Annotated in this window: 19 protein-coding genes; 10 read left to right on the top strand and 9 right to left on the bottom strand. The window is 62.7% G+C overall.

The window, feature by feature from the left end; translation table 11 throughout:
- Positions 1-15: 15 nt before the first annotated feature.
- The 4 genes from C4K39_RS30400 to C4K39_RS30415 all read left to right on the top strand — a co-directional run bounded on the left by C4K39_RS30400 (position 16) and on the right by C4K39_RS30415 (position 10,706).
- Entirely contained in the window at positions 16-4,977 is a 4,962-nt protein-coding gene (locus C4K39_RS30400) for a hemagglutinin repeat-containing protein (RefSeq protein WP_124348217.1), read from the top strand.
- A gap of 203 nt (positions 4,978-5,180) precedes the next feature.
- Positions 5,181-5,807, top strand: a complete 627-nt coding sequence (locus tag C4K39_RS30405) for a response regulator transcription factor (RefSeq protein WP_124348218.1) — start codon at positions 5,181-5,183, stop codon at positions 5,805-5,807.
- A gap of 43 nt (positions 5,808-5,850) precedes the next feature.
- A complete protein-coding gene (locus tag C4K39_RS30410; RefSeq protein ID WP_124348219.1) occupies positions 5,851-7,530 on the top strand; it encodes a response regulator in 1,680 nt (559 codons plus the stop codon).
- Positions 7,531-7,757: 227 nt separating this feature from the next.
- Positions 7,758-10,706 carry an HD domain-containing phosphohydrolase gene (locus C4K39_RS30415; RefSeq protein ID WP_124348220.1) on the top strand — a complete coding sequence of 983 codons (2,949 nt, stop codon included), beginning with the start codon at positions 7,758-7,760 and terminating at the stop codon, positions 10,704-10,706.
- Between the two features lie 4 nt (positions 10,707-10,710).
- Here C4K39_RS30415 and C4K39_RS30420 read toward each other — a convergent pair whose 3' ends face one another.
- Positions 10,711-11,193 carry a GAF domain-containing protein gene (locus C4K39_RS30420; RefSeq protein ID WP_068581628.1) on the bottom strand — a complete coding sequence of 161 codons (483 nt, stop codon included), beginning with the start codon at positions 11,191-11,193 and terminating at the stop codon, positions 10,711-10,713.
- On the bottom strand, positions 11,190-12,080 hold the full coding sequence (locus tag C4K39_RS30425; protein ID WP_124348221.1) for an ATP-binding protein: 891 nt from the start codon (positions 12,078-12,080) through the stop codon (positions 11,190-11,192). Before C4K39_RS30425 ends, C4K39_RS30420 begins: the two co-directional genes overlap by 4 nt.
- Positions 12,081-12,245: 165 nt before the next feature.
- Here C4K39_RS30425 and C4K39_RS30430 point away from each other — a divergent pair, with 165 nt between their 5' ends.
- The gene (locus C4K39_RS30430; RefSeq protein ID WP_068581633.1) at positions 12,246-14,567 is read left to right on the top strand and encodes a hybrid sensor histidine kinase/response regulator; all 2,322 of its coding nucleotides are present in this window, start codon (positions 12,246-12,248) and stop codon (positions 14,565-14,567) included.
- Here the strand turns inward: C4K39_RS30430 and C4K39_RS30435 are convergent.
- From C4K39_RS30435 to msrB, 3 genes are all read right to left on the bottom strand, one after another.
- Complete coding sequence (locus C4K39_RS30435) at positions 14,551-15,012, bottom strand: MarR family winged helix-turn-helix transcriptional regulator (protein WP_124348222.1); 462 nt, start codon at positions 15,010-15,012, stop codon at positions 14,551-14,553. The genes C4K39_RS30430 and C4K39_RS30435 overlap by 17 nt on opposite strands.
- Positions 15,009-15,494 (bottom strand): glutathione peroxidase, encoded by a 486-nt coding sequence (locus tag C4K39_RS30440; RefSeq protein WP_124348223.1) that lies wholly within the window; start codon positions 15,492-15,494, stop codon positions 15,009-15,011. Before C4K39_RS30440 ends, C4K39_RS30435 begins: the two co-directional genes overlap by 4 nt.
- 272 nt (positions 15,495-15,766) lie before the next feature.
- The gene (gene msrB / locus C4K39_RS30445; protein WP_068581644.1) at positions 15,767-16,159 is read right to left on the bottom strand and encodes a peptide-methionine (R)-S-oxide reductase MsrB; all 393 of its coding nucleotides are present in this window, start codon (positions 16,157-16,159) and stop codon (positions 15,767-15,769) included.
- Positions 16,160-16,382: 223 nt separating this feature from the next.
- On the opposite strand from msrB, the gene C4K39_RS30450 reads away from it, so the two are divergent.
- Together C4K39_RS30450 and htpX are read left to right on the top strand one after the other, a co-directional pair.
- Positions 16,383-17,594 (top strand): pyridoxal phosphate-dependent aminotransferase, encoded by a 1,212-nt coding sequence (locus C4K39_RS30450; protein ID WP_068581647.1) that lies wholly within the window; start codon positions 16,383-16,385, stop codon positions 17,592-17,594.
- 303 nt (positions 17,595-17,897) lie between these two features.
- Positions 17,898-18,785 (top strand): protease HtpX, encoded by an 888-nt coding sequence (gene htpX, locus C4K39_RS30455; RefSeq protein ID WP_068581651.1) that lies wholly within the window; start codon positions 17,898-17,900, stop codon positions 18,783-18,785.
- A gap of 64 nt (positions 18,786-18,849) precedes the next feature.
- Here the strand turns inward: htpX and C4K39_RS30460 are convergent, their stop codons facing one another.
- Complete coding sequence (locus tag C4K39_RS30460) at positions 18,850-19,515, bottom strand: thiopurine S-methyltransferase (RefSeq protein WP_124348224.1); 666 nt, start codon at positions 19,513-19,515, stop codon at positions 18,850-18,852.
- A gap of 102 nt (positions 19,516-19,617) precedes the next feature.
- On the opposite strand from C4K39_RS30460, the gene C4K39_RS30465 reads away from it, so the two are divergent.
- The gene (locus C4K39_RS30465; RefSeq protein WP_068581658.1) at positions 19,618-20,385 is read left to right on the top strand and encodes a DODA-type extradiol aromatic ring-opening family dioxygenase; all 768 of its coding nucleotides are present in this window, start codon (positions 19,618-19,620) and stop codon (positions 20,383-20,385) included.
- A gap of 78 nt (positions 20,386-20,463) precedes the next feature.
- Here the strand turns inward: C4K39_RS30465 and C4K39_RS30470 are convergent, their stop codons facing one another.
- On the bottom strand, positions 20,464-22,137 hold the full coding sequence (locus tag C4K39_RS30470) for a DEAD/DEAH box helicase (RefSeq protein ID WP_068581661.1): 1,674 nt from the start codon (positions 22,135-22,137) through the stop codon (positions 20,464-20,466).
- Between the two features lie 421 nt (positions 22,138-22,558).
- Between C4K39_RS30470 and C4K39_RS30480 the strand changes: the two genes are divergently transcribed.
- Entirely contained in the window at positions 22,559-23,350 is a 792-nt protein-coding gene (locus tag C4K39_RS30480; protein WP_124348225.1) for a crotonase/enoyl-CoA hydratase family protein, read from the top strand.
- Positions 23,351-23,369: 19 nt separating this feature from the next.
- Here C4K39_RS30480 and C4K39_RS30485 read toward each other — a convergent pair whose 3' ends face one another.
- Positions 23,370-24,125, bottom strand: coding sequence for a spermidine synthase (locus tag C4K39_RS30485; RefSeq protein ID WP_068581667.1), 756 nt, complete (start codon positions 24,123-24,125; stop codon positions 23,370-23,372).
- A 158-nt stretch (positions 24,126-24,283) separates the two neighbouring features.
- Here C4K39_RS30485 and C4K39_RS30490 point away from each other — a divergent pair, with 158 nt between their 5' ends.
- Positions 24,284-25,630, top strand: coding sequence for a class II 3-deoxy-7-phosphoheptulonate synthase (locus C4K39_RS30490; protein ID WP_068581671.1), 1,347 nt, complete (start codon positions 24,284-24,286; stop codon positions 25,628-25,630).
- A 49-nt stretch (positions 25,631-25,679) separates the two neighbouring features.
- Here the strand turns inward: C4K39_RS30490 and C4K39_RS30495 are convergent, their stop codons facing one another.
- Positions 25,680-26,894: a winged helix-turn-helix domain-containing protein gene (locus tag C4K39_RS30495; RefSeq protein ID WP_124348226.1), complete on the bottom strand. Its 1,215-nt coding sequence runs from the start codon at positions 26,892-26,894 to the stop codon at positions 25,680-25,682.
- Positions 26,895-26,900 lie beyond the last annotated feature (6 nt).

Raw genomic sequence — 26,900 nt, forward strand, 5'->3', positions numbered from 1 at the left:
TAGAACGAGGTTCTCATGCCTGACAACACTCACAGGTTCCACCTTTCGCCCCAGGGCACCTTGCGCTGGACCATCGCCAGCCTGCTGCTGGTCTCCCACCTGCCTTTGGCCCTGGCCGGCGGCATCACCGTGGTCGAGGGCCCGGGTGGCGTGCCGATCCTGCAAGACCAGGGTGGCGTGCCCATCGTCAACATCGTCGCCCCCAATTCCGGCGGCCTGTCCCATAACCAGTTCCTGGACTACAACGTCGGCCAGCAAGGCGTAGTGCTCAACAACAACAGCGATGTGTTGCACCAGGCAGCTTCGCAACTGGCTGGCCAGGTGGCGGCCAACCCGCAGTTCCAGGGCCAGGCGGCCAGCGTGATCCTCAACGAAGTGATCAGCCGCAATGCCTCGCAGCTCAACGGTATCCAGGAAATCGCCGGTACCGCCGCCGATTTCGTGTTGGCCAACCCCAACGGCATTTCGGTCAACGGTGGCAGCTTCCTCAACACCCCCAACGCCAGCCTGGTGGTGGGCCGTCCGGAACTCGAGGACGGCAAGCTGCAAGGGCTCAACACCCGCGACGCACGGGGCCAACTGGACATCCAGGGCGGTGGCCTGCGCAACGACAAAGGCTCGATCAACCTGATCGCCCCCCGTATCGACAGCCGCGGTGAGCTCAAGGCCCAGGATCAGTTGAACCTGACCGTAGGGCGTAACCAACTCGATGCCAAAGGCCAGGTACGCCAGGTCGACCCGGCCGGCCACACCCAGGAGCAGCGCATCGACGCCAGCCTGTTCGGAGCCATGCGCGCCGGGCGGATCAATATCGTCAGCACCGCCGAAGGCGCCGGGGTACGCGTTGGCGCGGTACAGATCGACGGTCACGATGGCATCAAGCTGAGCTCCGCTGGCGACCTGGACATCCGTGGCCAGGCCGTGGCCAACAGCCTCGACGCCAACCGGGCCGACCTGCGCAGCCAGGGCGATATCGACCTGCATGGCGGCCGCGACCTGGACCTGGCCGCCACCGACGTCAGCGGACGCAACGTCAAGCTCGACGCCGGGCGCAACCTGACCCTGAGCAGCATCGAAAGCCGCAAGCTCCAGGAAAAACGCCAGCAGTGGGACAACAGCACCATCGGCATTACCTGGGAAACCTACGACCGCACCGAGACCAGCAGCGACAGCCGCCAGCACGGCAACAAGGTGGTGGCGCAACACAACGCGCAATTGAACTCGGGGGCCGACACTCGGCTGCAGGCCAGCAGCATCGAGGCCGGCAATAGCCTGTCCGCCAACAGTGGTGGCGACCTGCAACTGACCGCCGCCACCGAGACCCACACCCAGCGCGACCAGGGCCAGCACCGCAAGCACCTGTGGAAGGAAACCTGGGATACCGCCAGCAGCGACCAGCGCAGCATCACCAGCCAGCTCAAGAGCGGCAACCAGTTGCAACTCGACAGCAAGCAGAAGCTACGCCTGGAAGGCGCTGAACTGCACAGCAAGGGCGATATCCAACTGGCGGCCAAAGACGTGGATATCACCAGCGCCAGCCGCCATAGCAGCAGTAGCGAGCAACGCTACTCCGGCGACCTGGTGGGCGGGGGCTTCTTCGGCAAGAACGCCGATGGCGACCAGGGCAAGACCCAGAACCAGGGCAGCAAGGTCAATGCCGAGGGCAAGCTGATCGTGCAGGCCGACAACGTGCGCATCAGCGGCAGCCAGGCCCGGGGCGGCACCCAGGCCAGCGTTATCAGCGACGACGGTTCGCTGACCATCGACGGCGTGCAGGACACCAGCCACAGCAATAGCCACAACAAGGACAGCAAGTTCTTCGGCATCGCCAAGGACGAGAGCAGCCAGCAGAACAAGGCCAGCACCACCGTCGGCAGCCAAGTACGCTCGGACAGCAACCTCAAGCTGCAAAGCGCCAAGGACCTGATCGTCAGTGGTTCCCAGGTCAGCGCCAAGGGTCAGCTGGACGCCAGCGCGAAGGGCTCGGTCAAGGTGACAGCGGCCGAGGATACCCAGCACACCAGCAGCAGCTCGCAACAGCGCGGTTTCGACGCCTACGCCAAGCAGACCGCACCCGGCAGCGGCCAGTACCGGGCCGGCGTGCGCTACCAGGACCAGCAGCGCAACGACAGCAGCGACAGCACCCGGCAACAGGCGTCCAGCCTTAGCGGCACCAGCCTGGCGGTCAGTGCCGGCGAGGACGTGAGCATCCAGGGCAGCAAAGTGGCGGCCACCGCGGGCGATGCCAGCCTGAGCGGCAAGAACGTCGAGCTGCTGGCAGCGCACGACAAACAGGACAAGCACAGCGACAGCACCACCACTGGTGGCGGCTTCTACTACACCGGCGGCCTGGATCGGGCCGGCAACGGCGTGGAGGTAGCCCATAACAGCAGCCAGGACAGCAGCAGCAAGAGCACCGCACAAACCAGCAACATCGCCGCCAGCGGCAACCTGACCATCAGCGCCGGCAATCGCCTGAGCACCGAGGGCGCCCAGGTCAAGGCCGGCGACAAGCTGCAAGTCAGCGCCGGGCAAATCGACAACCGCGCCGCACACAACAGCGAAAGCAGCCACCACCAGGAGAACAACTGGGCGGTGGATGTCGGCGCCAACGTCGAGTACAAGGGCGTGGCCCGGCCCATCGAGAAGGCCGTCCAGGGCGTGGCCCAGCGCAAGTTCCACCAGCCTGGGGTGCTCGACGCCCTGGAACAGCCCAACATCGGGCTGGACGTGGATGTCAGCCACCAGAACCGCCAACTCGACACCAGCGCCAGCACCGCAGTGGTCAGCCAACTGAGCGGTGGCCAGGTCCAGGTCAAGGCCGACGGCCAACTGCAGGACCAGGGCACCCAGTACCGCGCCACCGACGGCGCGGTGAAGATCGATGCCGGCAGCCTGGTGGCCAGCGCCGCCAAGGACACTCACAGCAGCAGCGAGCAGGCGGTGGACGCCAAGGTCGGCGTACGGGTCTACACCAACACCGGTGAAGACCTGAACATCCGCGGCAGCGGCGCCGGTGGCAGCAGCACCGTCACCAGCAGCACCGAGAAAGCCCAGGTGGGCAGCTATGCCGGCAGCCAGGGCGTGGAAATCAAGCTCACCGGCGACGCCAGCTTCGAGGGCAGCCAGTTCAATGGCGGCCAGGGCGACGTGAAGATCAAGGCCGGCGGCGAACTGGCGTTGAACCAGGCCACTGACAAGCAGGACAGCAGCAACTCCAGCCTGCGGGGCGATGCCTCGCTGAGCCTGGGCACCCTGCCCGGCAGCAGCGGCACCAACCTCAACGTCGGCGCCGGGCTCCAGCTGGACCACAAGCGCCTGGACCAACAGGACAGCCAGGCGCAGGTCGCCAGCATCCAGGGCCAGGGCAAGGTGCAGCTCGAAAGTGGCGGCAACCTGACCCTGCAAGGTACCCAGATCGGCAACGCCGCGCGCCCCACCGGGGATATCAGCCTCAATGCCGGTGGCAAGCTCGACCTGCAAGCCGCGACCAATACCCACGCCAGCCAGGGCAGCAACCTGGGCGGTGGCCTCACCGCCGGTGGTGGCAAGTCCAGCAGCGAGCAGAGCAGCGGCAAGAACGCCAATCTGAGCGCCAACTTCAACATCGGCCGGGTCTCCGAGCAGGACCAGGACCAGCGTGGCGGCCAGCTCTACAGCCAGGGCCAGGTCACGCTCGCCAGCGGCGCCAGCGGTGATGCTGCGATCCACCTGCAAGGCACCCGGGTCGATGCCGGCAAGGTGGTGCTCGATGCCGCCCAGGGCGGTATCTACCAGGAGTCGGCGCAGGCAACCCAGGTCCATAACAACTGGGGCCTGACCCTGGGCGCCGGGGCCAACCTGAGCCAGACCACCCCGACCGACGCCGAGCAGGGCTCGGCGAAGAACGCCCACGGGATCAACGCCCGGGCCAAGATCGACGTCGACCGGCGCCAGAACAGTACCCAGCACGACAGCCTGATCAAGGCCGACCAGGTTGTGCTCGCCAGTGCCGGCAACGTGCAACTGGCCGGTGCGCACATCGACGCACAGCGGGTCGACGGAGCGATTGGCGGTGACTTGAGCATCGAAAGCCGCCAGGACCAGGTGCGTTCCACCCAGGTCAACATCGACGCCAAGCTGGACGCGGAGAAGAACCAGCCTGGCCTGGTGAGCAAGCTGGCCAAACCCGCCGGTCCGCTCAAGGACGATCTGCAGGCCAAGGCCGAGAAGAGCTTCGGCAAGCACCGGGAAAAACTCGAGAACGCCGTCGACAAGGGCGTGGACAAGCTCGGCTCGGCCAAAGACAGCCTGGTCAGCCAGGCCGACAACGCCAAGGAACGGCTGGGCGAGAAGCTCAGCCGCAGCGCCAGCTACGACGTCAACCCCGAGCCTCGTGGCGCCATCGGCAACAGCGTGGACAAGGCCAAGGGCTATCTCGCCGACAAGGCCGACGCGCTGGGCAATCGCTTCTCCAGCCTGAAGGACCGCTTCTGGCCCAAGACCAGCGACAGCTACTCGGTCAACGAGAAGACCACCACTGGCGCCAGCGTGGCCAACACCACGGAAAACGTGCTGTTCGGCGACAAGAGCGGCAACACCTCCTACACCCCGACCTTGAACCTGAACCTCAGTCACCAGGCCAAGGACAGCGTGCAGCAGGCCTCGGGCATCAGTGGCCGGCAGGGCGTCAATCTGTCGGTGAGCGGTGAAACCAAGCTGACCGGAGCACGCATCGGCGCCAGCGACGGACGTGTCGACCTCGGCGGCTCGCGAGTCACCAGCACCGCCCTGGCCGGCTCGGACTACCGCGTCGACGTCGGGGTCAACCTGTCCAAGTCGCCAGTCAACCTGGCCCTGGGCAGTGGCAACGAACTGACCCGCAAGCAGGACGACGCCACCCAGAAGGACCAGGTGTTCAACCTGGGCCCGCTGCGTGTCGGCGGCCACAGTGACAGCCAACTGCTGCAGGCCGGTATCGACCAGAAAGCACCTTGAAGCATCGGCCGCCTCCTCCCGGGGGCGGCCTTTGCCCCTCGCCTCCCCGACAGGGGCTTCCTCTGCGTGCCACCTGACTGTAATACCTCCCCTTATTCGCTGTAGGACCGTTCTCGAATTCGCTCCACGGTCTTTTTCGCCACGCCTTCCCCAAGACAGCTGGGCTACTGTTCGAACTTTCCACTCATCGACAGGAGGTCCGTATGCGCTCTGTACTCATCATTGACGACCACCCTGTCATACGCCTGGCCATCCGCTTTCTCCTGGAACACGAGGGGTATGCGGTCATCGGTGAAACCGACAACGGCGTCGATGCCCTGCAAATGGTCCGCGAGCACGAACCGGACCTGATCATCCTCGACATCTGCATTCCCAAGCTCGATGGCCTAGAGTTGCTCGAACGTTTTGGCAGCATGCCCCGGCCTGTGCGAACCCTGGTCCTGACCGCTCAGTCCGCCGCCTTGTTCGCCAATCGCTGCATGCGTGCCGGCGCCAGCGGCTTCGTCTGCAAGCAGCAAGACCTGAGCGAGCTGCTGAGCGCCATCAAGGCGATCCACAGCGGCTATAACTACTTTCCCAGCCAGGCCATGCAGGCCAGCCGCACTGCCCTTGGCGCTCCCCTGGAGATGGCACAGTTCAACTCCCTGAGCGACCGGGAATTGATGGTCATGCAGCTTTTCGCCATGGGACAAACCAACCAACAGATAGCCACGGGGATGTTCTTGAGCAACAAGACCGTCAGCACCTACAAGAAGCGCATCATGCAGAAACTGGCCGCTGCCTCCATGAACACCCTGGTGAATATGGCCAAGCGCCACGAACTGATATGAAATCTCCCTGCCTGCCACCCTGCCCTGTTGATGAACCACGGCAATGATCGACTTCCTGCTGCAACACCCCGCACTGATTGCAATGACCACGTTGCTACTGGCGGCCTTGCTGGGCCAGGCCTGGTTGTATCGGCAACTGCGCCAAGGCACCCGATTGCTGCAGGCAACGTTGCGCACGAGCCAGGCCCTGCAAGCCGACAAGCAACAGGCCGAAGAGGCCAGCCGGATAAAAAGCCGCTTCCTGGGCAACATCGGTCATGAAATACGCACGCCGCTCAATGCCCTCATCGGCTTGCTGGAGCTGATGCTGCAGCGCACCCAGGCCCAGGACCCGAACCGCTCCTCCATCGAGCTGGCGCTTGGGGCGGCCGGGGACCTGCGGGAGTTGCTGGCCGACCTGCTGGATGTAACCCGGATCGAATCCGGGCAAATGTCACTGGCCCCGGATTGGACTCGCCTGCGCGATTGCGTCGATTCGGTGATGAGCATCTTCCTGATCCTGGCTCGCCAGAAGCACCTGGAGCTGAACCTTGAGTACCAGGTCCCGGACCCCGAGCCCCTGGTCCTGATCGACGCCCTGCGCTTCAAGCAGGTGCTATCGAACCTGTTGAGCAACGCCATCAAGTTCACCCATCGGGGCGAGGTCCGGGTCAGGTTGCAGCTGGTGCCCGACAAGCACCCGGAACACTTCAGGCTGCGCCTGCAGGTGCTGGACACAGGCATCGGCATTGCCGAATCACAGCGCCAGCGTGTGCTGTTGCAGCCTTTCGCCCAATCCAAGCCTGACGGTCAGTCGGCCCGGGACAGCACCGGGCTCGGCCTGCCCATCAGCCATCACCTGTGCCAGAAGATGGGGGGCAGCCTGACCCTGCACGGGCGCAACGGCCCCGGTAGCGAAGCGCGTGTCAGGCTACCGCTGACCGGTCGCACGCTGCCTGTCCCGGCCAAGGAGGAAGCCGTACTGCCCTCCATCAGCCAGCCACTGGATATCCTGCTGGCGGACGATCACCCCGCGAGCCTGGTGCTGCTGCGTGGGCAGTTGGAATACCTCGGGCACCGGGTCACCAGTGCCGCGGACGGGTTGCAGGCCTACCAGCAGTGGAAATCCGGGGACTTCGACTTGCTGATCGTCGACTGCAACATGCCCGTGATGAACGGCTATGAACTGGCCGAGGCCATACGCCAGGATGAAGCCCTGGAGCGGAGACCTGCGATCACCCTGATCGGCTATAGCGCCAGCAACGACCCGCAGACAGTCCAGCGTTGCCTGGATGCCGGCATGCACGACTGCCTGTTCAAGCCCCTCAGCATCGGCGTGCTGAGCCATAAGCTGGCCATGCTCGATCCACAGCCCCGGGCAGACTGTTTCAAGATGGCGGCCTTGCGCACCCTGACCCGTGGCGAACCGCAATTTGCCCTGCGCCTGCTCAAGGAGTTGCTGCAGTGCTGTCATGACGACCGCCGCCTGCTGGTCCGGATCAGCCCCGACAATCTCCAGGAACTGCGCCCACTGGCCCACAAGATCAAGGGCTCGGCACTGATGGCCGGAGCCGACGCGTTACATGAATGTTGCGAAGCCCTCGAGCTGGCGTGCCTGGGAGGCGCTGGAGCCGAACTGATCGGCAACGCTGTGGATGAGCTGGACCTGGAGCTGGTGCGGTTCACCCAATCCCTGCATCGACATCTTGAGCGTCATCGACAAGCGACTGCCGAATCGCCCTAAGCCATGGGCCTCACCACACCCGCCGCTCCCACCCGAGAGCCTGGCAAGCGCGACTAAAAAACGTCTCTTGCCAGACAAATATCAAAAAGCCACTATCCTCTCCCCCGCGCCCTCATCTGCGAATGAGTGAACGCCATCAACTTCCAAGCAAGATCGCAGCAGGAATGCCTGCCTTAACTATGCTTGGTTCCTGAGTCATGCCTGATGTGCCTTTGGAGAGAACTGGAATGCCGAGCACGCCATTGCCCGCACAACGCCGTCTCCCCCTCCATATTCATATCAGTGCGATGTTCACCCTGTTGCTGCTCCTGACTGGAGTGGTGCTGGGCATCTACAACTATCAGGCCACCACAAGCATCATTCTCGGCAGCAGCGAAAAACTGTTCCAACGCATAGAACAGGACGTACGCAGCGACCTGAAATCCACCTACGAACCCATCCGCCATGTGCTGAGCCTGTTGGCGACCAGGTCGGCGACCCAGGCACCGAACCTGGAGCAGCGGCTGGAGTTGCTCCAGCCATTCAGCCAGTCCCTGTTGGACAATTCCGACCTGGCATCGCTGTACCTGGGGTACGCCAACGGTGACTTCTTCATGGTGCGGCCGTTGCGCAACAGCGAGATCAAGGACAAGCGCCAGGCTCCCGCCAACAGTGCCTATGAGGTATGGAGCATCGAGCGCAACGCCAGTACTGGCCAGGTCAAGTCGCAATCGTTGTTCTATGACGCAAACCTGGTGCTGCTCGGGCGCCTGGATCACCCCGACGAGCGCTACGATCCCCGGACCCGGGACTGGTTCGCTAATGCCCGAGGCAATGCCGACCAGATCACCACCCGGCCGTATGTCTTCTATTCCACGCTGAATGTCGGCACCACCCTGGCCCGCAGCAGCGGCAAGATGGCAGTGATCGCCGCCGACCTGACCCTGGAGCAACTGTCTTCGACCCTGGCCAAGCACCGCGTCACCGCCACCACCGAAGTGGCCTTGCTGGACGACCTGGGCAACGTCGTGGCCTATCCCGAGAGCCACAGATTGCTGGTGGAACAGCGCTCCGCCCGCCTGATCAAGGCCAGTGACCTGAACCCGGTGCTCAACGCCCTGTTTCAAGGCCAGACCGTGGACGGCCATCTGCAAGTCCAGGGTCGCAACTGGATAGTTGCCAGCAGCCATATCGCCGAAGGCGGACCCGGCGGCCTGCAACTGAACCTGCTGGTACCCGAGGACGAGTTGCTGGCCGATGCCTACCGCTTGCGCTGGCAAGGTGCGCTGATCACCCTGACGACCCTGTTGCTGTGCCTGCCCCTGGGCTGGCTGATATCACGCATCCTGGTCCGTCCGTTGCGTAACCTGGTGCAGGAAGCCGATGCTATCCGCAGCTTCGACTTCCACTACCCGGCATCACGCCGCTCTCCGGTCCTGGAAGTGGATCAACTGAGCGTGTCCATGACCCGAATGAAGAGCACCCTGGCCAGCTTCTTCGAGATCAACGCCAGCCTGTCCTCGCAAACCCGTTTCGATCCCCTGCTGCAACGAGTGCTGTTCGAGACGGTGAAGATCGCCCAGGCCCAGGCCGGGCTGATCTATCTCTGTGAAAGCAAGGGCACGCGCCTGGAACCCCATGGCCTGATCATCGACGGGCAACCCCAGGACCTCTCGCCCTTCGATATCGCCACCCAGGACCTGGCCGACCCGCATAACCCAGCCTGGCTGCAACAACTGGCGAACAACGACAACGTGGTCACCACCCTGGGCTTCGAGCAGGCCGGCAACCTGCAACGTATCCTGCTGGCCCTGGACAGCCCCAGCGCCCACCTGGTGGGCGTGCGCTTGCGCAACCGGCACAACGAGACGGTGGGCATGCTACTGCTGTTCCTGGTAGACAGCGGCAGCGAGGCCGACATGGACAAGCTCGGCCCGGACCGCATCGCCTTCATCCAGGCGGTATCAGCCACCGCCGCACTGTGTATCGAAAGCCAGCGCCTGCAGAACAAACAGAAGCAACTGCTGGACGCCTTCATCCAGTTGCTGGCCGGTGCCATCGACGCCAAGAGCCCCTATACCGGCGGCCATTGCCAGCGGGTGCCGGCGCTGATGCTGATGCTGGCCGAAGCTGCCGCTGCCAGCCAGGAGCCCGGATTCGCCGCCTACCAGCCCAGCGAGGACGACTGGGAGGCCTTGCATGTCGCGTCCTGGCTACACGACTGCGGCAAGGTAACCACCCCCGAGTACGTGGTGGACAAAGCCACCAAGCTGGAAACCCTGAACGATCGTATCCATGAGATTCGCACCCGCTTCGAGGTGCTCAAGCGCGATGTCTGGATCGACTACTGGAAGGCACTGGCCCAGGGTGCCGATGAGGTGCCCCAGGCCAGCGAACGCGATGCACGCCTGCAACAACTGGACGAGGAATTCGCCTTCGTCGCCCGCTGCAACCTCGGTGCCGAGTTCATGGCCGAGGCCGACCAGCAGCGACTGCAACGCATCGCCCAACGGACCTGGAGCCGGACCCTGGACAACCGCCTGGGCGTGTCCTGGGCAGAAAGCCAGCGCCTGGAGCGCACGCCCGCCCCCGAACTGCCAGTGGATGAACCGCTGCTGGCCGACCGCCCCGACCACCTGCTGGAACGTGACAGCACGGAGATCCTCGCGGCGGACAATCCCTGGGGCTTCAAGCTGCAGATGCCGCTCCACAAGTACAACCGTGGCGAGCTGTACAACCTGAGCATTCCCCGGGGCACCCTCACCGCCGAGGAGCGCTATGTGATCAATCACCACATCGTGCAAACCATCATCATGCTCGAGCACCTGCCCTTCCCGAGCCACCTGCAGAACGTGGCGGAAATCGCCGGTGGCCATCACGAGAAAATGGACGGCAGCGGTTATCCGCGACAGCTCAAGCGCGAGCAGATGAGCCTGCCGGCCCGCATGATGGCCATCGCCGACATCTTCGAAGCCCTGACCGCCGCAGACCGACCCTACAAGAAGGGCAAGACCCTGAGCGAAGCGCTGGGCATCATGGCCATGATGTGCCGCGATGCCCATATCGATCCGCAACTGTTCCAGCTGTTCATCCAGCAGCGGATCTACCAGCAGTACGCCGAGCGCTTCCTGACGCCGCAGCAGATCGACCCGGTGGACCAGGCGGCCTTGCTGAGCAAGGCCGGACTAGGCCACTGAAGGCTCAGCAGTCGCTGGCGTCCAGGAAGATCTGCGCCAGGCGCTCGATGCCTGCCTGGTCTTCTGCCCCAAAGCGCGCCAGCTTCGGGCTGTCCAGGTCGAGCACACCGATCAGTCGGCCCTCCTTGACCAGCGGTACCACCAGTTCACTGTTGGACGCGCTGTCACAAGCGATATGCCCGGCAAACGCGTGCACATCTTCCACTCGCTGGGTTTGCAAGGTGGCCGCCGCGGTACCACACACACCGCGCCCGAAAGGAATGCGCACACAGGCGATCTGGCCCTGGAACGGGCCCAGTACCAGCTCCTGGTTGCGATTGAGGTAGAACCCGGCCCAGTTCAAGTCCTCGAGCTGGCTGAACAGGAATGCCGAGAATTGCGCCGCGTTGGCGATAAAGTCGCGCTCATCGGCCAGCAGCGCTTGCAACTGGGCACACAGCAACCCATAGCCGTCCAGGCCCTGTCCGGTCCCTTGTAAATCGATCATGCGTTTTGCTCCAACAACTGCAAGCCCACCCAGTAGCGGGCAAATTGATAGGCACAGCGGCCATTGCGGTTACCACGGCCGGTGGCCCAGCGCACCGCGAGAATGTCCAGCGCCTCGTCGCGCTGCCACTTCAGGCCGGCCTTGCCTGCCAGCTCGCCGATCCAGTGCTCGACCACATTGAGGAAGTGCTCCTGGGTAAAGGGGTAGAACGACAACCACAGGCCGAAGCGGTCCGACAGGGCGATCTTGTCTTCCACCGCTTCGCTGGGGTGCAGTTCGCCATCGACGCGCTTCCAGTTCTCGTTATCGCTCTCCTTTTCCGGTACAAGGTGCCGGCGGTTCGAGGTGGCGTAGAGCAGGACGTTCTCCGGGGCCTGCTCCAGGGAGCCGTCGAGCACGCTCTTGAGCACCCGATAGTCGCCCTCGCCCGACTCGAAGGACAGGTCGTCGCAAAACAGCACGAAACGCTGGGGCAGCTTGACCAGTTGCTCCACCACTCGCGGCAGGTCCGCCAGGTGGTCGCGCTCGATCTCGATCAGGCGCAGGCCGCTCCTGGCGTGCTCGGCCAGCAGCGCCCGCACCAGGGAGGACTTGCCAGTGCCACGCGAGCCCCAGAGCAGGGCATGGTTGGCCGGCAGGCCGTCGAGGAACTGCTGGGTATTGCGCGCCAGCTGTTCACGCTGCTTGTCGACCCCGATCAGGTCGCTCAGGCGCATGTCCAGGCTGACCTCCAGTGGCAGCAGGAAACCGCTGCGGCCTTCGCGTTGCCAGCGAGCAGCCAGGCACTGGCTCCAGTCGATAGACTGGCGCGGGGTTGGCAACAGGGGTTCGATCCGGGCCAGAACCGCATCGGCGCGTTCAAGAAATGCAATCAATCGAGCATCCACGACTTTTCCTCAGGCACGTTCAAGGTAATGATGCGGCACACAGACGAAACGCAGTCCTGATCGAGGGGTCTATCGCCTTATCAGCTGCTGCCAGGCCAAGCCGGCAACCCAAGATGATCAGCTATGCTTGCGCAGCGAAGGGAAACGAAAGTGGTTCAACTCCCCATGGATATCAATTTCACCAACCGCCTGTCCTATAAACAGGCTCGGCTCACCGTGGTGGTGGGTTTCATTCTGGGGACCGCGCTCAGTCTGCTGCAAATCGGCATCGATTATGCCAGCGAAGACGCCTCCATCAATCGTGAAATCCATGCGTTACTGGAAATCAGTCACAATCCGGCCTCACGGATCGCCTACAACATCGATTCCGAACTGGCCCAGGAATTGACCCTGGGCCTGCTGCGCTCCCCGGCAATCATCCGTGCGCAGTTGATCGACAACAACAATACCTTGCTGGCCAATGTCGAGCGCCCACCGCTGCAAAGCCGCTACCGGGCCATCAGCGACTTCCTGTTCGGCGCCGACCGCCAGTTCGAGGATCGCCTGTACCTCAGCCACCTGCCGGAGGAGTCCCTGGGCTCCCTGCACCTGGATGTCGACACCTACGCTTTCGGCAGCCGCTTCCTGCGCCGCGCCGAAGTCACCCTGATCAACGGGTTTGCCCGCAGCCTGATCCTCACCGGGATTCTCCTGGGGTTGTTCTACGTGATGCTGACCAAGCCCTTGGTCGGTGTGATCCGCGAGCTCAGCAGCCGCGACCCGCGCAGTGCCCAGCAGGCCAAGCTGGAGTTTCCTCCTGGCCATGAAAACGACGAGGTCGGGGTGCTGGTCAAGGTCGCCAACCAGCAGTTCGAGATCATGACCACCGAAATCCAGCAGCGGCGCAATGCCGAAAATCGCCTGACCGAGTACCTCGGGCAGCTGGAGAACATCGTTTCGGCCCGTACCACCGAACTCAAGGCCAGCAATGCTCGCCTCAGCCAGTCCAACGAAGAACTGGAAGCGGCGCGACGCACAGCACTGGACATGGCCCAGGCACGTGCTGCGTTCCTGGCCACCATGAGCCACGAGATCCGCACCCCACTCAACGGCCTGCTGGGCATGATCGCCTTGTCCCTGGACAGCCCGCTGAACCCGGAGCAACGCCAGCAACTGTCCATTGCCCACGACTCCGGCAAGGTCCTGGTGGAGTTGCTCAACGATATCCTCGATATGTCCAAGTTCGACGCCGGGCAACTGGAGCTCGAGCACATTCCCTTCGATCTCGGGGTCCTGGTGGAGGACACCGCCAACCTGCTGTCGCAGAACGCGGCGGCCAGCGTCGAGTTGGCTTGCCTGATTGCCCCGGACTTCCCCGCGCTGGTCCTGGGGGACCCAACGCGAGTGCGGCAGATTGTCAGCAACTTACTGTCCAATGCCCTCAAGTTCACGCGTTTCGGCCGGGTCGATGTGCGCCTGAGTACCCTGGGCGATGGAGTACGTATCGAAATCTGCGATACCGGCATCGGTATCGCCCAGGAAGCCCAGGCCAAGATCTTCCAGCCCTACACCCAGGCAGGTGCCGGCATTACCCGGCAATTTGGCGGCACCGGGCTGGGCCTGGCACTGACCTATAATCTCTGCGAGGCCATGAACGGCCGCCTGAGCATCAGCTCGGAAGTCGGCTTCGGCAGCCAGTTCTGCGCGGACCTGCCACTGCCATGCCACACCCCGGCGACACCGCTGCCGATGCTGTCCGGCAAGATCATTGCCATCACCGATGCCGGCAGCGGCCTGGCGGAACTGCTGGACAGCCTGCTGCCGGCCTGGGGCCTGAGCTACCAGCGGTGCAATATCGAGGACTCCCTGGCCGGGCGGCATCCCGACCTGCTGATTACCGACTGCCCGGAATGCCTGTTCGGCCTGCGCCCGGCCATCAATGCGCCGATCCTGCTGGTGACCGCCTACGGCAGCTTCCTGCCCAGCGAGCAGGCCAGTGCCCTGGCACCGCTGCAACAACAGGCGCGGCCGCTGGCGCGCAATGCGCTGTATCAGACCTTGCGGCGCTCACTGCAGGCCGAGCCCGTCACGCTCAACGATGCACAGCTGGAAATGCCGGCGCAGATCCGCCGGGCGAACATCCTGCTGGTAGAAGACAACCCGGTGAACCAACTGGTGGCCAAGGGCATGCTGAGCAAGCTGGGGTGCTCGGTCACCGTGGCCGCCCATGGCCTGGATGCGCTCAACCAGCTGGAACACAGCGCCTTCGACCTGATCCTGATGGATTGCAACATGCCGGTCATGAACGGCTACGAGGCCAGCCGGCAGATCCGCCGCAGCGGGCGCTGGCCGGACCTGCCGATCATCGCCCTGACCGCCAACGCCATGCCCGAGGAGCGCGAGCGCTGCCGTGCTGCCGGGATGAGCGACTACCTGGCCAAGCCCTTCCGGCGTGAAGAGCTGATCGCCCTGCTGGACCTCTGGGTACCGACTACGACAAAGCTCTGATCTGTTGCAGCAAGCGATCGAGGCCATCACGCAGCTGGCCCAGGTTGTCCAGATCGACTCCGCTGTCGCACAGCAGCGCCGCCTTGAGCGGCGGGACTTGCTCGCGCAGGGCCAGTCCCGCCTCGCTCAGGCTCAGGTGCACCTCGCGCTCATCACGACCGGAACGCCGGCGTTGCACCAGTTGCAGTTGTTCCAGGCGCTTGAGCAAGGGGGTCAGGGTGCCGGAGTCCAGCGCCAGCCGCTCGCCCAGGGCCTTGACCGTCGGCAGGGGCGGAGGCTGTGCATGCCACTCCCACAACACCAGCATCACCAGGTATTGCGGGTAAGTCAGGCCGAGGCGATCGAGCATCGGCTTGTAGCCGCGCACCACGGCCCGGGATGCGGCATACAACTTGAAGCACAGTTGGCTATCGAGCTTGAGTGAGTCCACGGGCGAGTCGTTCATTTGAGCAGGGCTTCGATCTCTCGAGTCAGGTCCTGGGGCTTGGTGGTCGGAGCGAAACGCTTGACCAGCCGTCCCTCACGATCGATCAGGAACTTGGTGAAATTCCACTTGATCCCCTGGGACCCCAGGAGCCCGGGAGCCCGCTTCTTCAACTGGACGAACAATGGATGGGTACCCTCGCCATTGACCTCGATCTTCTTGAACAGCGGGAAGCTCACGCCATAGTTCAACTCACAGAACTCGGAGATCGCGCCCTCGTCGCCCGGCTCCTGCTTGCCGAACTGATTGCACGGAAAACCCAGAACCACCAGGCCCTGGTCCCGGTAGGTCTGCCACAATTCCTCCAGCCCCTTGTACTGGGGCGTGAATCCGCACTTGCTGGCGGTATTGACCACCAGCACGGCCTTGCCAGCGAAATCCGCCAGGGTTTTCTGCTCACCCTTGATGGTGGTGCAGGGAATGGTCAGCAACGCATCGGTCATGGCAGCAACTCCATTGAAGGTTGGGAACGGATAAAAATAGCGCTCAATTAGATTGTGAACAATTTAAATAACGAAAAAATAGGCCCCATGGAGCCCAATACCAGCCAGTCAAGCGAGGCGAACCCTGCAGGAGCGAAGCTTGCTCGCGATGGACTTCAGAGCGCTGCGTTTATCCAGTCAATAAGCGCTAGCGTTAACGACCATCGCGGGCAAGCCACGCTCCCACCCTTTCCTTAGTTGATCGGCATTACTCCATGGAGCCGTCCTTTCGCCTAGCGCGCTACCAGGTCCAGGCAGACGGAGTTGATGCAGTAGCGCAGGCCGGTGGGCGGCGGGCCATCCGGGAACACGTGGCCCAGGTGGGCATCGCACTTGGCACAGACCACTTCGGTGCGGATCATGCCGTGGCTCAGGTCGCGGATCTCGATCATCGCGCTATCGGCGATGGGCTCGTAGAAGCTCGGCCAACCACAACCGGAATCGAATTTGGCCCTGGAGTCGAACAGCGGCTCATTGCAACAGATGCAGTGGTACACCCCATCGGTCTTGGTGGCGTTGTACTTGCCCGAGAACGGACGTTCGGTGCCCTTGAGCCGGCAGACGTTGTACTGCTCGGGATCGAGCATGGCCCGCCATTCTTCCAGGGTTTTTTCCAGCTTTTCCATGGTCCTTCCTCTGCAACGGAAAAAGCCCGATCTGTATCTTTTCCACGGATCGGGCGGCACGTATGATTGCGCCTCGTCAGACGCCAGTCTGGCAGCCGCGCTACACCCATTCAAACGGATTCTGCCGCAGCCGGCGCGAGCTACAGCCGGTGTCACACGGCAGGATTCCCAGTACGGTAGTTCATCCTCCGCCTGGATCGTTCATTTTCGGGAACACATCGCCATGCAGGTCAGCAAATCGAACAAGCTCGCCAACGTCTGTTATGACATTCGCGGCCCAGTGCTCAAGCACGCCAAACGCCTGGAAGAGGAAGGCCATCGCATCCTCAAGCTGAACATCGGCAACCCGGCGCCCTTTGGTTTCGAGGCACCGGACGAGATTCTCCAGGATGTGATCCGCAATCTGCCGACCGCCCAGGGCTACAGCGACTCCAAGGGCCTGTTCAGCGCGCGCAAGGCTGTGATGCAGTACTACCAGCAGAAGCAGGTGGAAGGCATCGGCATCGAGGATATCTACCTGGGCAACGGCGTATCCGAGCTGATCGTAATGGCCATGCAGGCCCTGCTCAACAATGGCGACGAAGTGCTGGTCCCGGCCCCCGACTATCCACTGTGGACCGCCGCGGTGAGCCTGGCCGGTGGCAATCCGGTGCACTACCTGTGCGACGAGCAGGCCAACTGGTGGCCCGACCTCGCCGACATCAAGGCCAAGATCACCCCGAACACCAAGGCCCTAGTGATCATCAACCCGAACAACCCCACCGGCGCCGTGTACCCCAAGGAAGTGCTGCTGGGCATGCTGGAGCTGGCGCGCCAGCACAACCTGGTGGTGTTCTCCGACGAGATCTACGACAAGATCCTCTACGATGACGCCGTGCATATCTGCACCGCCTCCCTGGCCCCGGACCTGCTGTGCCTGACCTTCAACGGCTTGTCCAAGTCCTACCGCGTGGCGGGCTTCCGCTCCGGCTGGGTGGCCATCTCCGGTCCCAAGCACCACGCCCAGAGCTACATCGAAGGCATCGACATGCTGGCCAACATGCGCCTGTGCGCCAACGTGCCCAGCCAGCATGCGATCCAGACCGCCCTGGGCGGCTACCAGAGCATCAACGACCTGGTCCTGCCGCCTGGCCGCCTGCTGGAACAGCGCAACCGCACCTGGGAACTGCTCAACGACATTCCCGGGGTCAGCTGCGTCAAGCCCATGGGCGCGCTGTATGCCTTCCCACGGATCGACCCGAAAGTCTGCCCGATCCACAATGACGAGAAGTTCGTCCTCGACCTGCTGCTTTCGGAAAAGCTCCTGGTCGTCCAGGGCACAGCCTTCAACTGGCCGTGGCCGGACCACTTCCGCGTAGTCACCCTGCCTCGGGTCGACGACCTGGAGCAGGCCATTGGCCGGATCGGCAACTTCCTCAAGTCCTACCGTCAATAATTCTGATAACGCAGTGCGATCCTTCCCTGATCGCACTGCGATTAATTCAGCAACACATCTTCGCTGACCTTCTCCGCCCCCCTCTACTAAGCTTGCACTTTCCATCGCATCCACTGTCACAGGGTCTGCATTGCAACCAGGTGATGACTGCGTGCGACGGCTGGTCATGAAGCTGTCACGCCAGCGTCATCTCCTTTTCCATGCGACATAGTTTGAAATAGAAGCTGTATTGAATAGGGCGTTGTCGCGCCTTATATACCCCGCGGTACGCAACATCTTTAGCTTGAGGAGATTTCTACAACCATGATGCGAATCCTGCTGTTTTTGGCCACTAACCTTGCGGTCGTGCTGATTGCCAGCATCACCCTGAGCCTTTTCGGCTTCAACGGGTTCATGGCGGCCAACGGGGTTGATCTGAACCTCAATCAGCTGCTGATTTTCTGTGCGGTCTTCGGGTTCGCCGGTTCGCTGTTCTCGCTGTTCATCTCCAAGTGGATGGCGAAGATGAGCACCAGCACGCAGATCATCACCCAACCGCGCACCCGCCATGAACAATGGCTGCTGCAGACCGTTGAACAACTGTCCCGCGAGGCTGGCATCAAGATGCCGGAGGTCGGGATCTTTCCGGCCTACGAAGCGAATGCCTTCGCCACCGGCTGGAACAAGAACGACGCCCTGGTAGCCGTGAGCCAAGGCTTGCTGGAGCGCTTCTCGCCAGACGAAGTGAAGGCCGTGCTGGCCCATGAGATCGGCCACGTCGCCAATGGCGACATGGTCACCCTGGCATTGATCCAGGGCGTGGTGAACACCTTCGTGATGTTCTTCGCGCGGATCATCGGCAACTTCGTCGACAAGGTGATCTTCAAGAACGAAGAAGGCCAGGGAATTGCCTACTACGTGGCGACCATCGTCGCCGAACTGGTCCTGGGCATCCTGGCCAGTGCCATCGTGATGTGGTTCTCGCGCCAGCGCGAGTACCGTGCCGATGAAGCTGGTGCCCGCCTGGCCGGCACCAATGCGATGATCGGCGCCCTGCAGCGCCTTCGTTCGGAGCAAGGCCTGCCAGTGCACATGCCCGACACCCTGAATGCCTTTGGCATCAACGGTGGCATCAAGCAAGGCTTGGCTCGCATGTTCCTGAGCCACCCGCCACTGGAAGATCGCATCGACGCCCTGCGTCGCCGCGGTTGATCCGCAGTACGGCAACCAGCAAAAGGGCGACGCAAGTCGCCCTTTTGCATGGACTCAGGAACGCTCAGCGTTCACGCTGCTTCTCCAGGCGATAGACCCGCTCCACCAGGCGGGTGACGCCGCCCTGGAGAAACTTCCAGCTCTCACCCAGGATGTCCCGTTCGGTCTCCACCTGCAGTTGCCAACTGCCCTCCAGACGCTGTCGGACCTCATCATCCAGTACCGCGAATGGCGGCCCGTCCAGCTGGGCCTGATCGTAGTCCATGGTAATCAGCAGGCCACGAGTACCAGCTGGCAAAAGGCCGTTGAGGTGTGCGCTATAGCGCTGGCGCATTTCCTGGGGCAAGGCAATCATCGCCGCACGATCGTACAAGGCCGTGCAATCGGCGATGTCCTGGGCGGTCAGGGCGAAAAAATCGCCACACCAGATCTGGATCGGCCCCTGGGCATAGACCGTGAACGCTCCTTGCTGACGGGTCTCTGGTTGCAGTTGATGCTCATGGAAAAAATCCTCCACGGCCTTCTGCGACAGCTCGATACCCAACACCTGATGCCCACGATCGGCGAGCCAGAGCAAATCCAGGCTCTTGCCGCACAGCGGCACCAGCACCCGGCTCTGCGCTGCCAGGCCAAGGCCTGGCCAGTACTGCTGCAGATAGGGGTTGACCTCTGTCGAATGAAAACCGATCTGCCCCTGCTCCCAGCGTTTGTGCCAAAAATCTGCTTGCATGAAACACCCTTGGAATTCGATCAAAAAGCCCTAAAACTTATATTAGATTTAGATCGATGACCTGATTGAAGATGGCGCATCTTAACCCTCAGGACCTTCTTCATGCTCCCCAGCCTGTTCATTTCCCACGGCTCCCCCATGCTGGCCCTGGAACCCGGCGAAAGCGGTCCGGCATTGGCCCGCCTGGCCGCACAGCTACCACGCCCCCGGGCGATCCTGGTGGTATCGGCCCACTGGGAAAGCAGCGACTTGCGAGTCAGTGCCCACCCGCATCCAGAAACCTGGCACGACTTCGGCGGTTTCCCGGCGGCCTTGTTCGCCGTGCAGTATCCCGCCCCCGGAAGCCCCGAACTGGCCGCGCAAGTCGTGCAGCTGCTGGGGGCCAACGGCCTCGTGGCACAACTGGACGAGCACCGCCCTTTTGATCACGGCACTTGGGTACCGCTATCGCTGATGTATCCACAAGCAGATATCCCGGTCGTGCAACTGTCGCTCCCCAGCCAGCAAGGACCGGCCCTGCAGACTCGCATCGGCCACGCCTTGGCCAGCCTGAGGGCCCAGGGCGTACTGTTGATCGGCTCCGGCAGCATCACCCACAACCTGCGGGAACTGGACTGGCATGCCGGCCCGGAAAGCGTCGAACCCTGGGCCAAGGCCTTTCGCGACTGGATGATCCAGCACCTGGCTGCCAATGACGAGAGTGCCCTGCACGCCTATCGACAACAGGCCCCCCATGCCGTACGCAGCCACCCAAGCGATGAACACCTGCTACCGCTGTACTTCGCCCGAGGCGCCGGCGACACGTTCGGCCTGGTCCATCAAGGCTTCACCCTGGGTGCGCTGGGCATGGATATCTATCGCTTCGATTGAACAGCTGGCGCAGCAGGCAAAAAAAATCCCCGAACCAGTCGGGGATTTCTTTGCCTGATCAATCAGCTCGCGAGCCGATCAATCTTCGCGGTAGCGACGCAGCTTGAGCTGCTTGCCAGCTACGCGGGTGTCCTTGAGCTTGGTCAGCAAACGATCCAGGCCTTCTTCCGGCAGTTCTACCAGGCTGAAGCTGTCACGCACCTGGATCCGGCCGATGGCTTCACGAGCCAGGCCACCCTCATTGAGGATCGCCCCCAGCAGGTTCTTGGCGGCAATACCATCGCGCGCACCCAGCGCAGTACGGCAACGGGCACGGCCCTCAGCCAGCGGCATCGGTGCGCGACGCTCACGCTCGCCACGCTCAGGACGATCACCATAGCGCTCGGAACGCTCGCCACGCGGAGCGCTGTTCGGCACCAGCGGACGCTCTTTCTCGATCGCTGCCAGGTTCAGCGCCTGACCATTGGTAGCCTTGCGCAGCAGAGCCGCAGCCAGGGCACGCGGGCTGCAACCGATATCGGCAGTCAGGCGGTCCAGCAGGTCGCCATGGGTCGCTTCAGCATCGGCAACCAGCGGCGACAGGCTGTTGGTCAGCTTCTTGATGCGCGCATCGAGAACGGCTTGGGCATCGGGCAGTCGAACTTCGGCAACCTTCTGGCCAGTCACGCGCTCGATCACTTGCAGCATGCGACGCTCACGCGGGGTCACCAGCAACAGGGCACGGCCTTCACGACCGGCACGACCGGTACGGCCGATGCGGTGCACGTAGGATTCCGGATCGTAGGGCATGTCCACGTTGAATACGTGGGTGATGCGCGGTACGTCCAGGCCACGGGCGGCAACGTCGGTAGCCACAACGATGTCCAGGCGGCCATCCTTGAGGGAATCGATCACGCGCTCGCGCTGGTTCTGGGCGATGTCGCCGTTCAGCGCAGCGGCTTTGTAGCCTTTGGCTTCCAGGGCACTGGCCAGGTCCAGGGTGGCTTGCTTGGTACGCACGAACATGATCAGGGCGTCGAAATCTTCGACTTCCAGCAGGCTCAGGACCGCACCAGTCTTCTGGTCAGCGTGAACCAGCAGGTGGGCCTGCTCGATCGCGGTAACGGTCTGGGTCTTGCTCTGGATCTTGACGTGTTTCGGATCCTTCAGGTGACGCTCGGCGATCGCACGGATCGACTGCGGCAGAGTGGCCGAGAACAGTACGGTCTGGCGGGACTCCGGCATGGCCTTGAAGATCACTTCCAGGTCATCCATGAAGCCCAGCTTGAGCATTTCGTCGGCTTCGTCGAGAACCAGGTGGTTCACGGTAGCCAGGACCTTCTCGTCACGACGCAGGTGGTCGCACAGACGGCCAGGGGTGGCGACAACGATTTGCGCGCCATTACGGATTGCTTTCAATTGTGGGCCCATCGGCGCACCGCCATAGACGGCCACAACGGTCACGCCAGGCATTTGCTTGGCGTAGGTTTCGAAAGCAGTTGCTACTTGCAGCGCCAACTCACGGGTTGGGGCCAGGATCAGAGCTTGCGGCTCGCGCTTGGACGGATCGATGCGGTTCAGGATAGGCAGGGCAAAGGCAGCGGTCTTACCGGTACCGGTTTGCGCCTGGCCAATCATATCGTGACCGGCAAGGATGATCGGAATCGACTGCTGCTGAATGGCCGAAGGCTCTTCATAGCCGGTAGCGACTACTGCAGCGACAATATTGGGATGAAGTTCAAGAGCGGCGAAGCCGCCGATTTCCTGGGTCATGGGTCTGCCTCTAAGTGCATCCGCAAAGACCCATGCTCCAAAGCTGCGCATGCCGTGTAAGACTCGGAGAGTCACCCTGGCAGCTTTGTCGGCGGGGATTTGCGAAAACGATTGAAAGAAATGAACGTCAAGGATAGCCCGCGAAGCGGACAAGCAGCCGAAGCTGACTTCGGGGAAATGCGTTACCTAAACGGGGCCCGGTTAAAGGCCGGCGCGCACTATACCGGAATTACTTAAAAAAGGGAGTTTTTTTTGTCGGAAAAATCCGCTCAACCCCCGATTACCACAGGCTTTGCGCAGACTCGGGCGGCACGCTACTTTTGCTCAAGCCCCGGGTAAATGGGCGCCTCGCTTAATCGGTTCACCTTTATTCGCCAAATCATCCCACAGCCGCCCTTTTGTCTTCCAAGGACAACCCCCTATGAATCAGCCCAGCGCCAGTCGCGTCAGCCGTGAACAACGTGGCCATCTGTTCCTCATTGGCCTGGACCGGATTGCCAAGCGCAACGCTTTCGATCTGGAACTACTCAATCAATTGAGCCTGGCCTACGGCGAATTCCAGGCCGACAGCCAGGCACGTGTCGCGGTGGTCTTCGCCCATGGCGAGCACTTCACCGCCGGGCTGGACCTGGCCAATGTAGCCGCCGCCCTGGCCCAGGGCTGGCAGGCGCCTCCTGGCGGTTGCGACCCTTGGGGCGTGTTCGCCGGGCCGCGGGTAAGCAAGCCGGTGATCACGGCGGTGCAAGGCTATTGCCTGACCATCGGCATCGAACTGATGCTGGCCGCCGACATCAACCTGTGCGCCAGCAACACCCGCTTCGCCCAGATGGAGGTGCAAAGGGGCATCCTCCCATTCGGTGGTGCCACCTTGCGCTTGCCGCAACTGGCCGGATGGGGCAACGCCATGCGCTGGTTGTTGACCGGGGATGAATTCGATGCCCACGAGGCCCTGCGGATGGGGCTGGTGCAGGAAGTCATGGCCAGCGAAGACCTGTTGCCACGAGCTATCGAACTGGCACAGCGCATCGCCCAACAGGCGCCACTGGGGGTCCAAGCCACACTGTTGTCGGCGCGCCAGGCGTGCCTCGAGGGAGAGGCCGCAGCCGCCCGGGGCTTGCCCCCCTTGGTGCAGAAGCTGATGAACAGCGACGATGCCAAGGAGGGCATAAGGGCCATGCAGGAAAAACGCCCGGGATCGTTCAAGGGCTGCTAACAGCACCTGCAAAACGATCTCAGGTAGCCGGGCGGATGTCCTTGATCAGCGATTGCAACGAATAGCCCAGGCGCGGCGCCAGGGCCTCGGCCCTGGCCACCAGGCCCGGCATGTCCAGATCCTGCTCCAGGTCGGCTGGTACGATCAGGATCACATTGCCCTCCTTCACCGGCAGCTCCCAGTAATGCCGGTGATACAGGCCACGCAACAACGCCGCCCCCAGGGGCTTGCCGTCATCGGTGGCCCACTGGTTGATCACCAGCCAACCGCCGGGGTTGAGACGCTTCTGGCAGTTTTCCAGAAACCCCCAGGCCAGATGACCGACACCTGGACCGACATCGGTGTACAGGTCGACGAAAATCAGGTCGGCAGGCTCGGCGCTGTCCAGCAATTCCAGGGCATCGCCAATCCTTATATAAAGCCGTGGATCATCATCCAGTCCCATGTACTCGATGGCCAGGCGCGGGACATCCGGACGCAGTTCGATAGCCTCGACGTCCTCCAGGGGCAGGAACTTCAGGCACGCCTGGGTCAGGGTACCGGCGCCCAGCCCGAGAAACAGCGCACTTTCAGGTGCGGCATGGCACAACGCACCAATCAGCATGGCGCGGGTGTAGTCATACTCCAGCCAACTGGGGTCTGCGGTGAACACGCAGCTTTGCTCGATGGCCTCGCCAAATTCGAGAAAGCGATAATCGGCCACTTCCAGGACCCGGATCATGCCGAACTCGTCGTGAACTTCGGCGAGCACTCGCTCGACGCGCTCCTCAGTCATTTCATCTCCTAATGCACCGGTGCGAACCTTGCCGGTGCCATGAACCAGCCGCTCGATGGCGAGCGCAAAGGCGCGATTGTCGACCAAGCCCGATAAGCAGGTCACGCATTAATTTGCTGCTAACATGCCTACCCCACCGTAACGCAATCGAGTACGCGATGAGCCAACCCTGGACCCCCGACAGCTGGCGCGCCTTGCCGATCCAGCAACAGCCCCATTACCCCGATGCTGCACACCTGCTCCAGGTGGAGCAGACCCTTGCCAGCTATCCACCGCTGGTCTTCGCCGGGGAAGCCCGGGAGTTGCGCCGCCAGTTCGCCGAAGTCACCCAGGGTCGTGCCTTCCTGCTGCAAGGCGGTGATTGCGCCGAGAGCTTTGCAGAATTTTCCGCGGCGAAGATTCGCGATACCTTCAAGGTGCTGTTGCAGATGGCGATCGTCATGACCTTCGCTGCCGGCAGCCCGGTGGTCAAGGTCGGGCGCATGGCCGGCCAGTTCGCCAAGCCACGCTCGGCCAACGACGAGACCATCAATGGCGTGACCCTCCCGGCTTACCGTGGCGATATCGTCAATGGCATCGGCTTCGATGAAAAAAGCCGGGTACCGGATCCCGATCGCCTGCTGCAGTCCTACCACCAGGCCACCGCCACCCTCAACCTGTTGCGGGCCTTCGCCCAGGGCGGTTTCGCCGACCTGCACCAGGTGCACAAGTGGAACCTGGACTTCATCGCCAACTCGGCACTGGCCGAGAAATACAGCCAATTGGCGGACCGCATCGATGAAACCCTGGCGTTCATGCGGGCCTGCGGCCTGGACAGCTCGCCACAATTGCGCGAAACCAGCTTCTTCACGGCCCACGAAGCACTGCTGCTCAACTACGAGGAAGCCTTCGTCCGCCGCGACAGCCTGACCAACGACTATTACGACTGCTCGGCGCACATGCTGTGGATCGGTGATCGCACCCGGCAACTCGATGGTGCGCACGTCGAGTTCCTGCGCGGGGTGAACAACCCGATCGGGGTCAAGGTTGGCCCAAGCATGGATACCGAGGAGCTGATCCGCCTGATCGACATCCTCAATCCCAGCAACGACCCAGGCCGCCTCAACCTGATCGTTCGCATGGGGGCGAACAAGGTGGGCGAGCATCTGCCACGACTGATCCGTGCGGTGGAAAGCGAAGGCAAGCAAGTGCTGTGGAGCTCGGACCCGATGCACGGCAACACCATCAAGGCCAGCAGCGGCTACAAGACCCGGGACTTCGCCCAGATCCTCAGCGAGGTCAAGCAGTTCTTCCAGGTGCACCAGGCCGAGGGCAGCTACGCCGGCGGCATTCATATAGAAATGACCGGTCAGAATGTCACCGAGTGCATTGGCGGTGCGCGCCCCATTACCGAAGATGGCCTGTCGGACCGCTACCACACCCATTGCGATCCGCGGATGAACGCCGACCAGTCCCTGGAGCTGGCATTCCTGATTGCCGAGACCCTGAAACAGGTCAAGCGCTGAGTCCGGCCAGGACCTGCTACGGCCTTCGCGGGACGCCCTCGCGAAGGCTTCAGGCCAAGAGCTTGCGCAAACGCTGTGCCCCCTCTCGCGGGCAGTTCAATTGAATGTCCGCCAGGCCCAACCAGTCAGCCATCTGCCGTAGCTGCCCGGCCAGCGCCTGCATTCCAGGTTCGTCCAGCCCCACCGCCTCTTCATGCACCGCATGCACCGCCAGTCGCCCCTGGGCACGCTCAGCCCGCAGGTCGACCCGGGCAACGATGCGCTCATCGTGCAGAAATGGCAGTACGTAGTAGCCATAGACTCGCTTGTGCAGCGGTGTGTAGATCTCCAGCCGATAGCGGAAATCGAACAGGCGCTCGGTGCGGCTGCGCTCCCAGATCAGCGAATCGAACGGCGATAGCAAGGCACTGGCGCCAACCTTGCGCGGCACCTTGAACTGGGGCAGGCAGTAAGCCGGCTGCCGCCACCCCTGAACCTCACAGGCCAGCAGCTCGCCAGACTCCAACAACTCGGCCAGGCGAGCGCGGCTATCGGCAGGATCGAGGCGAAAATAATCACGCAGGTCCTTTTCCGTCGCCACCCCCAGGGCCGTTGCCCCTTGCACCAGCAATTGGCGCTGGGCCTGGGCCTCATCCATTAGCGGCTGCTGGAGGATGGCCCGGGGAATGACCCGCTCCGGCAAATCGTACAGTCGCTCGAACCCCCGTCGCCCGGCCACCGTCACCTCACCAGCGGCGAACAGCCATTCCAGCGCATGCTTTTCATCGCTCCAGTCCCACCAGGGCCCTGCCCGCTCCTCGCGACTGGACAGGCTGCCAGCGCCCAGGGCGCCCTGCGTCTGCACTGCCGCCAGCACCCGGCTGATCGTGGCCTGCTGCTCCCGGCCGAACCGCGCCAGCTGGGAATAGATACCCTGGCCCTGACGGGCTCGCTGCATGCGCCAGCGCATCAGTGGATACATGGACATCGGCAACAGCGACGCTTCATGCCCCCAGTACTCGAACAAGGTCCGCTGCCGCCCCTGGCTCCAGGCAGCCTGATCCAGCAACTGCTGTGGATAACTGCCAAGACGGGAGAACAACGGCAGGTAATGGGCGCGAACCAACGCATTGACCGAATCGATCTGCAGTAGCCCCAGGCGCTCTATCTGCTGGTTGAGGCGTGCCGCCTTGATCGATGCTGGCGGCCGCCGCCCGCCAAATCCCTGGGCGGCCAAGGCCAGTCGTCGAGCCTGCTTGAGCGAAAAAGAATGGGCTACGGGCATGGATTC

Origin of the sequence: Pseudomonas sessilinigenes (assembly GCF_003850565.1) — a bacterium.
In the GTDB taxonomy this organism is placed as follows: domain Bacteria; phylum Pseudomonadota; class Gammaproteobacteria; order Pseudomonadales; family Pseudomonadaceae; genus Aquipseudomonas; species Aquipseudomonas sessilinigenes.

Excerpts from the sequence above, each read along its gene's own strand:
- C4K39_RS30495 (WP_124348226.1), bottom strand. The coding sequence starts at position 26,894 with ATGCCCGTAGCCCATTCTTTTTCGCTCAAGCAGGCTCGACGACTGGCC.
- C4K39_RS30410 (WP_124348219.1), top strand. The coding sequence starts at position 5,851 with ATGATCGACTTCCTGCTGCAACACCCCGCACTGATTGCAATGACCACG.
- msrB (WP_068581644.1), bottom strand. The coding sequence starts at position 16,159 with ATGGAAAAGCTGGAAAAAACCCTGGAAGAATGGCGGGCCATGCTCGAT.
- C4K39_RS30465 (WP_068581658.1), top strand. The coding sequence starts at position 19,618 with ATGCTCCCCAGCCTGTTCATTTCCCACGGCTCCCCCATGCTGGCCCTG.
- C4K39_RS30415 (WP_124348220.1), top strand. The coding sequence starts at position 7,758 with ATGCCGAGCACGCCATTGCCCGCACAACGCCGTCTCCCCCTCCATATT.
- C4K39_RS30400 (WP_124348217.1), top strand. The coding sequence starts at position 16 with ATGCCTGACAACACTCACAGGTTCCACCTTTCGCCCCAGGGCACCTTG.
- C4K39_RS30435 (WP_124348222.1), bottom strand. The coding sequence starts at position 15,012 with ATGAACGACTCGCCCGTGGACTCACTCAAGCTCGATAGCCAACTGTGC.
- C4K39_RS30490 (WP_068581671.1), top strand. The coding sequence starts at position 24,284 with ATGAGCCAACCCTGGACCCCCGACAGCTGGCGCGCCTTGCCGATCCAG.
- C4K39_RS30470 (WP_068581661.1), bottom strand. The coding sequence starts at position 22,137 with ATGACCCAGGAAATCGGCGGCTTCGCCGCTCTTGAACTTCATCCCAAT.
- C4K39_RS30430 (WP_068581633.1), top strand. The coding sequence starts at position 12,246 with ATGGATATCAATTTCACCAACCGCCTGTCCTATAAACAGGCTCGGCTC.
- C4K39_RS30480 (WP_124348225.1), top strand. The coding sequence starts at position 22,559 with ATGAATCAGCCCAGCGCCAGTCGCGTCAGCCGTGAACAACGTGGCCAT.
- C4K39_RS30460 (WP_124348224.1), bottom strand. The coding sequence starts at position 19,515 with ATGCAAGCAGATTTTTGGCACAAACGCTGGGAGCAGGGGCAGATCGGT.
- C4K39_RS30440 (WP_124348223.1), bottom strand. The coding sequence starts at position 15,494 with ATGACCGATGCGTTGCTGACCATTCCCTGCACCACCATCAAGGGTGAG.
- C4K39_RS30485 (WP_068581667.1), bottom strand. The coding sequence starts at position 24,125 with ATGACTGAGGAGCGCGTCGAGCGAGTGCTCGCCGAAGTTCACGACGAG.
- C4K39_RS30420 (WP_068581628.1), bottom strand. The coding sequence starts at position 11,193 with ATGATCGATTTACAAGGGACCGGACAGGGCCTGGACGGCTATGGGTTG.
- C4K39_RS30405 (WP_124348218.1), top strand. The coding sequence starts at position 5,181 with ATGCGCTCTGTACTCATCATTGACGACCACCCTGTCATACGCCTGGCC.
- htpX (WP_068581651.1), top strand. The coding sequence starts at position 17,898 with ATGATGCGAATCCTGCTGTTTTTGGCCACTAACCTTGCGGTCGTGCTG.
- C4K39_RS30450 (WP_068581647.1), top strand. The coding sequence starts at position 16,383 with ATGCAGGTCAGCAAATCGAACAAGCTCGCCAACGTCTGTTATGACATT.